The organism is Streptomyces sp. NPDC006450, assembly GCF_040612195.1.
In the GTDB taxonomy this organism is placed as follows: domain Bacteria; phylum Actinomycetota; class Actinomycetes; order Streptomycetales; family Streptomycetaceae; genus Streptomyces.
Genome location: NZ_JBEXPT010000201.1, coordinates 1 through 7,122, shown reverse-complemented (window position 1 = coordinate 7,122; position 7,122 = coordinate 1). Strand labels below are relative to the sequence as shown.

Genomic DNA, 7,122 nt, shown 5'->3' with positions numbered 1-7,122 from the left:
GGGACCCTGTGGGAGAGTAGGACGCCGCCGAACAATCATTGTGGGAAAGCCCCGCACCAGCCCTTACGGGTTCGGTGCGGGGCTTTTCTGCGTTTACAGCCCATATCCGGTGATGGCGATCGTGCCGGCGGAGGCCTTGGAACGGCCTTGACGGTGCGGCAGGGTCACCAGCTTCCCGAAACAGCGCGGGCTCAACCCGGTGAACGGGACGGGCGGCCTGCCCCGTCAGCAAGCCGCCCTGGCTCAGCGGAACTCGTGGACCACCTGGATCTCGCCGACAATGTGAGCGTTGAAGTCGTCCAACTCCTCAGCCGGCACCCAGAGCTCGAGGATCGTCCGACCCCCGGCCTGTTGGATGGGGTACCGGCTCAAGCACTCCGACTCGACCTCGAATCGGGTGACGAAGCCGACACCGCTGTGCTTCACGTTCCAGTCCCTCGCGATCTTGATCGCGTAGTCCTCGTTGAGGACTGGGTAGAAGATCGGCTGCTCAGGGAGCCGAGCCGGCCAAGCGCGCCAGTTCAGCTCGCGGACCAGGTCCAGCTCCTCGGGGCCGGTGGGGCGCCACAGGGTCGTCGTCGCTCGCTGGCTGGTCATGTGAATGGCTCTCTGGAGGCGGGAGGCGGCTGGTAAGTCCGGCCTGAGACCGGACGATACCGACGCCGAGTACCTCACAGCTACGCAGTTTCCGCCTCACGCCAGCGCTGTGACCAGCAGTTGCGGGACAGCCCTTACGAGCTCGTGCATGGTTGGCGGTGCGGTGCTGGATCTTGATCCCTGATCATGTTCATGTGGTGGGGACAGCGGCTCGTGCAGCGATCATCAGCGATCGGCGGATCACAGGTCTGTCGGCCGATGTGATCGCCGAACTCGTCGCCGAGGTAGGTCCGTTATGGCATGAGCGGCACCAGGCAGGACTGGAGGCCAGGCCACGCAAGCGGGCCGTGGGCGCCGGCGCAAAGCACCAGCTGGTCTTTGTCGACCGGCTCCTGGCCGCGCTCGTCCACCTTCGCCACGGTGCCACTCACGACGTGCTGGCCTGCTGGTTCGGCGTCGACCGGTCCACGATCACCCGCGCCATCGGCGAGGTGCGGCCCCTGCTCGCAGCCCGCGGCTGCACCATCGCCACCGGCGTCCGGCTCCGCACCCTCGCCGAAGTCATTGACCACCTCGGCACCAGCGGACAGACCGGGATCATCGTCGGCACCGAGATCCGGGTCCGCCGGCCCGCCGTCGGCCGCAAGGACCGGGAGAAGTTCATCTCCGGCAAGAACAAGCAGAACACCGTCAAGGCCATGGTCCCCACCGACGCCGGCGGCAGGCTCCTGTTCTGCAGTCCCACCCAGCCGGCAAGCTGCGCCGACATCACCCACGCCCGACAGTTGGGCCTGGTCAAGCACCTGAGCGATGGCCCGGCCGTGGAGATCCTCGCCGACGCCGGCTACCAGGGCCTGGGTGCCCAGACCGGCGGCCGCGTGGTGACACCACCGCACCGCAAGTTCAAGAAGAACCCGCCGGACTGGTACGAGGAGATCTACGAGCGCCAGCGCAAGGCGCACTCCTCACGCAGGATCCGGGTCGAGCACGGCATCGCACACCTCAAGAACTGGCGGGCACTGGCTCGCCACCATGGTCGACGCGAGCACCTCAGCGACACGATCCAAGCCGTCGCTGGACTGCTTTCACAACAGCAGACCGCCACCCGCGGCGCCCGTGAGCCACAGTGACCACCGAGCCGACCTGCACTCTTCGACGCTTCACCGGCAACCATGCACGAGCTCGTTAAGCTTGCTGTTTAACCTCCGGTGCCCGACGGGGCAGGTTCGATCGGCGTGGCGAGGGTTACTTGGGCGGTCCATGACCAGGGCTCCGTGGGCGGATCCCAGGTCACCTCGATGTCGGTGTCGTGGACGTTGCGCGCGAGTTCCACCACCATGACTGCCGCAGCGGCTCGCGCGTCCTGCGGGTCGGTGTTGATCGGAATGTCCAGGCGCCCGCAGAGCATGCCGCCTTCCACGGGTTGGATCATGAAGCGCCAGCCCTCCGGTGTCGCCAGCAGGACGATCCCCTTCGGAATGCCCCAGGTGGGGCGCTTCTTCTTCTCCTTCTTGCGTCTCACCATGCCGCTATCCAACATCGTCGGGATCGTGGCGATGAACGGGGCTGGCGGGGCTGCTGCCTCGGCGCGGTTTGGTGCCTTTCTTGTGGTGAGCGGGGCGGGCGTAGGCTCGCCGGTGGCGAGGAGGCGTCCGACGTCGTAGCGGGTGGCGGGCTGTCGGTTCTTCGAGCCGACCGGGCGTCCGGGGCCGGGGCGAGTGGGTTTTTGGTGCACCGGCCGGCGTGCCCGTCTTCGCGTGCAGGTTCCTGAACCCTCGCCGGACCCGGGCGGGGGTGAGTCTGTTCGGTTCCGCGGGTCGTTCCCAGGGACGCCGGAGGTCGCGTGCGAGTGGGTGGGCGAGGCGGAGCTGAGCGTGTGCGGCCAAGACGAGCCAGGTCCAGCGGTCTGCCGCCGCCGGGTCCCGCAGCTTGGGCCGGGTCCACCCGAGAGTCTGCTTGAGCCGCCGAAACGTGTGTTCCACGTCGAAGCGGCGGAGAAACGCTTGCCAGCACCGGTCGACGTCGGCGGGGCCGGCGCCGGTGCCCGACCACCGCAGCCAGGCAGGCTTGTTCACCCCGCCGCTGGGCAGTTTTTCGACTGCCAGCCGGATTACGGTGCCCTCGATGATGGGCAACGGTCCCTCGTGGTCGAGCCAGGCCGCCCGTCGGGTCAGCCGGGGGTGCAGCCGGTCCCATGCCTGCGCGGTCGCGGTCCCGTATCGGTCAGTGTTGGTGACGGTCGCCGCGGTGACCTCGCCCCAGCTCTCGGCTCGGCCGAAGACGAACTCGCCGCCATGCTTGGGCGGGCGCCCGCCCTGCGGCGGGCAGATCCACGGCACCGGAACGGGCTTGCGCATCACCCGGTCCGAACGGAGCCGGCCCAGCACCTCCACCGGCAGGTCGGCCAGGAGATGGGCGATGCGGGGCGCGTCGTAGCCCGCGTCCAGCACGACGAGGACCTCCGGGTCGCCCTCACGCCACTGGCCGGCGTCCACGAGACGTTGGACGACGTCTCGGACCTGGCTGGCGGTGACCGCGGCCAAGTCGGCGCCGGGTTCCAGCCGGATCGCGTCCAGCAGTGCGGTCCTCGAGGTCCGGCCGGTCTCCAGGGCGGCGACGATCGAGTACGGCCAGCCGGGCGCCATCTGGTGCTTGCCCAGGCCACGCCCGAAGGTATGGCAGAAGGAGCGGTCCGAGGAAGTGTCGGCGTCCGGCCGCAGCCACGGGGAGACGTCCACCGCCAGAACGAGCCGTCCGTCGCCGGCTCGGGGAAGCGGGACGCTGGTCAGGGCCCGCCTCAGCCGGGCGAGGTCAATCCGGCCGTGGTTGATCCCGGAGTACAAGGCACCGTGCCCGCGTCGATGCTCGGGATCGAGCGCCAGGTCCACGAGGGTGCGGACCGGATCGTCGGTGCATAGCAGCGCGTCGCACAGCTCGAACAGGGCATCGCTCCGTGCGGTCAGGCACGCGTACAACTCCGAGCGGAACTCCGCCACCACCGTGAACGCGTCTCGTTGAACCTCATGCTCGACCAGTCCCATGATCCCGGCCTCCGTACTGCGCTGTCGCTCAGCACAGAATCGGCCCGCGGAGTCTCACACCGCTGGTGAACTGGGAAAACACCGAACAGGTTCGACCCTCGTTCGACGTCGGACCATAAACGTCAAGTTAAGGCCGCCAGACGTACCGGACGTCCGGCTCGCGCTCCTCATTGCGCAGTCCGTCGGTACGTTGCACCTCTATGAACCCGTGCCGCTTGTAGAACCGTTGAGCGGGTCCGTTGGCCTGGAACGTCCACAGTCCCAGTCCATCCGGCCGCCGCTGCTTGGCCAGGACCACGAGCCGGTCGCCCAGTCCTCTTCCCCGCCACGACGGATCCAGGTAGAGCTGCTCCAGTTCCCCGCCGTCGAGTACGAGAAGCCCCACCACGGAGCCGACGGCCGTTGCTACCCAGGTTTCGTGCCGCGGTACGACCACGGACGAGAACCAGTCCCGGACCTCGTTGTCGCCGTGCGCGAGGCGCACGTTCGGCAGCGCGGTTTTGAACGAACGCAGCCACGTGTCGGCCATGTCGGCCGCATCAGAGTCAATCGCACGCCGAATCACAGGCTCAGCACTCATCACAGCCCGGGACTATCGCAGAGCGGCAACCCTGCGGCCTCCCGATTTCAGGTAGGGCACGGCGGCCGTCCGGACGTTCATCGCGGCCAGCGCGGTTCCCGGGTGATGGGCCGCAGCACGGTGAGCAGCCGGCTGGAGACGGGCTCGCGCCTTCGCGATCCTGCGGTCCGACTTCCGGGAGGGGCGTGCGCTGCCGCCAAAGTGCGTTGCGGAGCTCGGCGGGGCTGCTCGGGCTCCGGAGAAGGTTTGTGCAGGGACGGACCGCGGGCCCATCTCTTGTCTGCGGGGATGAGCGATGCGGTGAGTGAGCCGTGGGGGCTGCCGGAGTGGTTCGACCGAAACCTGGACGCGAGGTCGGACACGAGCGGGACCCGCGGCATGTCTGAGGTGGTCGACAGCCACGACGTTCCGGTCGTGTACGTCGACCAGCTGGGGGCTCTTCAATGGGGACCAGCGGGGGCCGAGGTACTGGCCGGCATCTTCGACGGAGAGCAGAGCCGGCTCGTCACCACGCATCGGCCCGACGAGTCCTTCTACCTTGCTCAGCGCCGGGTCCGATGAGGATGGCAGTGAGCTTGTCCGTACGCCGGACCAATCTTCCGGGTCAGCCGCACCACCGCTGCCCGTTGGGCCGGCCGCTACCGGACTTCGGGTGTCGCCGGAATGACCGACCGCTCCAGCAGCCCCCACCACAGACCGCCAGGACACCGGCCGAGACCGAGGACCACGTCCTGCGGCTGCGGCGCGAGCACGGCATCGGTCCGTTGCGGCTGGCCGCCCGCTGCGGCATCGCCGCCTCGACCGCCCACCGCATCCTGACCCGACACGGCCTGCCACCGCTCGCGGCCCTGGACCGAGCCCCTGGCGAGCCCGTCCGCCGCTACGGACACGCCCGACCCGGCGAACTCGTCCACAGCGACGTCAGGGAACTCGGCCGGATCCCCGACGGCGGCGGCCACAAGACACTCGGCCGGGCGGACGGCCGGCGCAACAAGATCGGCACGGACCGGGCCTACCTCCCCACCGCCCTCGATGACCACGCCCGTCTCGCCCACACCGAAGACCTGCCCGACGAGACCGCCCCCACATGCGCCGCCTTCCTAGGCCGGGCCACCGCCTGGTTCGCATCCGTGGGCATCACCATCGAGCGGGTCCTGACCGGCAACGCTTGGGCACCTCGAACACCGAGCGGACAGCAGCGCTGGCAGACTCCCTCCACACCTACAACCACCACCGCTGCCACACAGCATTCGAAGGCAAACCACCCATCAGCCGCGTCAACAACGCCGCGGGTCAATACACCTGGTGCTCGTTCTTGGCGCGGCGGGGCCGTCCGGGGCCGGTGTCTCGGGGATGGGGAGCACAGAGGAATTGCGCCGTCATGGTCGAGCCAGGCGGGGCGGTGGATGAGCCCGGGGGTGGACCGGGCCCCATGCCTGAGTTGCAGGGTGATCGTGGGCTGGGGCGAAGGCGGCAGCGCCGGCGTCGGCCCGAGGGCCGTGGAGTCGGCTGCCGCGGAGGAGGAAGCCGCAGCGCTCCGAACACAGGGGGGACCGCACCGTTCGTCGAGACGCTGGAGCCTCAGGGGCTGCTGCCCGCACGGATGCGCTCCGTGATCCAAGCCGCGGACCCACATGCCCTGGCAGCATCGACCCTCGCCCTGGACATCGCGACCCAGCTTCCTGCGATTCGGCAGACCGCCGACCTAGTACGCAATTGGCGACCTCGGCTGGCACTTGGTTGCCGCTTCCGCCGGTGTTCGGACCGTGCTGGCTGACGGTGACCCGCCGGTTCGCGTCGCGGAGCCAACCCGGGTCCACGGCGACTCCCTCACGCTGTCCTCGATGAGCTCGGCGCCCGAGGTGGGCCATACGGCGGATCGGCCGCCACTGTTGGGTTCGGGAGAGGAGCGCATCCTGGCCCGTTTGTCTCCTTGTCCGCCGCACCCAGCGATCAGGTGTATGGCCCCCACTCCCCCGGCCGGTCGTCGGCTCCACCACCAGAGGCTCGGTCACCACCTCAGCGTTGCCATGGGCCGGACCGGTGCCGAGTAGCACGGCGCGTATGGGCTCGGTGGACGCTGTGATGGGGGGACGGTTCCCGAGCTGGACGGCAGCGTCGGGGCCAGACCGGTCAGGGGACGCACCGTGAACGCTGACTCCTTGCCTGTGCGGCGCAGGTGACCGTGTGGCTCCGCGGTGCCACCACCGTGGGGGAATGTGCGGATCTCCTGCCGCTCCGTGGGAGGCTCCGAGTAGTTCTCGGGTAGCAGCATGCGGAGCTCCTCCGCGAGGGCGCTGACGTCGACCGGGCGGCTGGTGTCGATGGTCCGGAGACCTCGACCAGGTGGTCGTCGAGCTCGGGGAGACGGCCGGGGCGGTGTCGCGGTGCGACCAGTTCACGAGTACGGCCCGGCCGGCGGCGGCGGCGAAGAGAGAAACAGGATGCTGTCGGCGGCCCGGCTCAGTCGGTGGCGCCAAGCGTGACCACCTACGCCGAGGGAGTCGTAGAGCGACTCGAGGATCACGTCCTTGTCGATGACCGGGAGGTCCAGTTCCGCGGCGAGCCCGCGCGCCACCGTGCTCTTTCCGCTGGCCGGAGCGGCGCCCTACACGAGGATGGGGCGCTGTGTCGCGCCGATTTTGACGGTGCGGGGGGCGTCATGTAGAGTCAAACGGTTGCCTGGAACTGGACAAGTTCGGCAACCAGCCCCCAAAGAAGCAATTCAGAGTGGGCACCCTCGACTCCTCATCCAGGAATCCGAAGCCGGGAAATCCGGTGGAAAACTTCTGATAGAGTCGGACTCGCCGGAAAGGGAAAGCGCGAAAGCGAAGAACTGGAAAGCGAAACCCGCTTCGACCGGGAATCGGACACGAAAGAGTCTGATAGAGTCGGAGACACAAG

The 7,122-nt window shown here is 68.6% G+C and carries 6 protein-coding genes and 2 pseudogenes; 3 read left to right on the top strand and 5 right to left on the bottom strand.

Annotated features, from left to right (window positions below):
- Positions 1-243: 243 nt before the first annotated feature.
- Positions 244-597, bottom strand: a complete 354-nt coding sequence (locus ABZY57_RS31485) for a hypothetical protein (protein ID WP_356517755.1) — start codon at positions 595-597, stop codon at positions 244-246.
- 173 nt (positions 598-770) lie between these two features.
- On the opposite strand from ABZY57_RS31485, the gene ABZY57_RS31480 reads away from it, so the two are divergent.
- On the top strand, positions 771-1,727 hold the full coding sequence (locus ABZY57_RS31480; protein WP_356517753.1) for a transposase family protein: 957 nt from the start codon (positions 771-773) through the stop codon (positions 1,725-1,727).
- Positions 1,728-1,795: 68 nt separating this feature from the next.
- Here ABZY57_RS31480 and ABZY57_RS31475 read toward each other — a convergent pair whose 3' ends face one another.
- The 3 genes from ABZY57_RS31475 to ABZY57_RS31465 all read right to left on the bottom strand — a co-directional run bounded on the left by ABZY57_RS31475 (position 1,796) and on the right by ABZY57_RS31465 (position 4,218).
- Positions 1,796-2,122 (bottom strand): hypothetical protein, encoded by a 327-nt coding sequence (locus tag ABZY57_RS31475; RefSeq protein WP_356517752.1) that lies wholly within the window; start codon positions 2,120-2,122, stop codon positions 1,796-1,798.
- Positions 2,123-2,126: 4 nt separating this feature from the next.
- Positions 2,127-3,638 carry an NF041680 family putative transposase gene (locus ABZY57_RS31470; RefSeq protein WP_356517750.1) on the bottom strand — a complete coding sequence of 504 codons (1,512 nt, stop codon included), beginning with the start codon at positions 3,636-3,638 and terminating at the stop codon, positions 2,127-2,129.
- A 127-nt stretch (positions 3,639-3,765) separates the two neighbouring features.
- On the bottom strand, positions 3,766-4,218 hold the full coding sequence (locus ABZY57_RS31465; protein WP_356517748.1) for a GNAT family N-acetyltransferase: 453 nt from the start codon (positions 4,216-4,218) through the stop codon (positions 3,766-3,768).
- A 300-nt stretch (positions 4,219-4,518) separates the two neighbouring features.
- Between ABZY57_RS31465 and ABZY57_RS31460 the strand changes: the two genes are divergently transcribed.
- The gene (locus ABZY57_RS31460) at positions 4,519-4,779 is read left to right on the top strand and encodes a hypothetical protein (RefSeq protein ID WP_356517747.1); all 261 of its coding nucleotides are present in this window, start codon (positions 4,519-4,521) and stop codon (positions 4,777-4,779) included.
- 36 nt (positions 4,780-4,815) lie between these two features.
- Positions 4,816-5,390 (top strand): annotated as a pseudogene (locus ABZY57_RS31455) (leucine zipper domain-containing protein); the annotation flags it as partial.
- Positions 5,391-6,616: 1,226 nt separating this feature from the next.
- On the opposite strand, the pseudogene ABZY57_RS31450 reads toward ABZY57_RS31455, so the two are convergent.
- Positions 6,617-6,802: pseudogene (locus ABZY57_RS31450) on the bottom strand (hypothetical protein); the annotation flags it as partial.
- Positions 6,803-7,122 lie beyond the last annotated feature (320 nt).

Excerpts from the sequence above, each read along its gene's own strand:
- ABZY57_RS31475 (WP_356517752.1), bottom strand. The coding sequence starts at position 2,122 with ATGGTGAGACGCAAGAAGGAGAAGAAGAAGCGCCCCACCTGGGGCATT.
- ABZY57_RS31465 (WP_356517748.1), bottom strand. The coding sequence starts at position 4,218 with ATGAGTGCTGAGCCTGTGATTCGGCGTGCGATTGACTCTGATGCGGCC.
- ABZY57_RS31485 (WP_356517755.1), bottom strand. The coding sequence starts at position 597 with ATGACCAGCCAGCGAGCGACGACGACCCTGTGGCGCCCCACCGGCCCC.
- ABZY57_RS31470 (WP_356517750.1), bottom strand. The coding sequence starts at position 3,638 with ATGGGACTGGTCGAGCATGAGGTTCAACGAGACGCGTTCACGGTGGTG.